Raw genomic sequence first — 874 nt, forward strand, 5'->3', positions numbered from 1 at the left:
AATGTCTGGAAATATAGGGGCAAATCCATTCCGTCTCCGGAATGGGCTGTTCACCACTGAATAACATTATGTCTGTTTTATGGATCTTTGACTGAAATTTATCGCATATCCTCATTTCATTGTCCGTCTGAAAACTAACCTTACAAGTAAGCGTCGTCTCAGCACCGTCTGGCAGATCCTGAAATTCCTGAGAGGATGATCTGCGCCCAATATCCTGAGCCGGAACTTTGCTGCAATGAAGGCCAACGAAAAATGGGGGAGTATGTTATAGAGTACTTGCTACAGGGTAAAAAGAGGTACCTGTCGCTGGTTCTCCGTTCAGTTTAACCGGGAGATTTTCTCCTGCGCCTGTCATAAAGTCCGGTAATGGAGATTGTTAATACGATGGTGCACGATGCATCGTCAGTGCCCGGCCCGGAGGATGCCCCGTAGCTACATACGGATCAGGGTTGGCAATATCGAATGGCAGGCTATAGGCAAAGTTAAAGCCCCATGGAGTAGCACAAAATATGCCGCACAAAGGAAACGGTCTGAATAACGCAGTGATGGAGAACTTCTTCGGCACACTGCAAAATCGCATCGTGGTCGATCGCTAATTCGTCGTGAATCACTGAACGATGTTCCATGCGAACAGATATTCGATCATATCGAAATATTAAACATTACCCCTCCCCACATTGGGCAAAAAAAAACAAAAAACGATCAATTAACGATCAATTAGTATTGATTCACATAATCTCTCATCATTAATGAGAACATTGTCACATATTTACAATATAGAACTGTTACTTTTAGCAAGCTGTTAGTAACCAACCGTTACTAATAATTTTAATTCTTAATACTTTGTTCATTCAATAAATGAGTTGAGAGAATA

At 41.9% G+C, this 874-nt stretch carries 1 protein-coding gene; it reads right to left on the reverse strand.

Going from position 1 to position 874, the window contains the following annotated elements; genetic code table 11:
- Window positions 1-482 precede the first annotated feature (482 nt).
- Window positions 483-626 (reverse strand): hypothetical protein, encoded by a 144-nt coding sequence (locus tag ACUU1M_RS20360; protein ID WP_001421454.1) that lies wholly within the window; start codon window positions 624-626, stop codon window positions 483-485.
- Window positions 627-874 lie beyond the last annotated feature (248 nt).

The organism is Shigella sp. SIG6 (assembly GCF_053555815.1).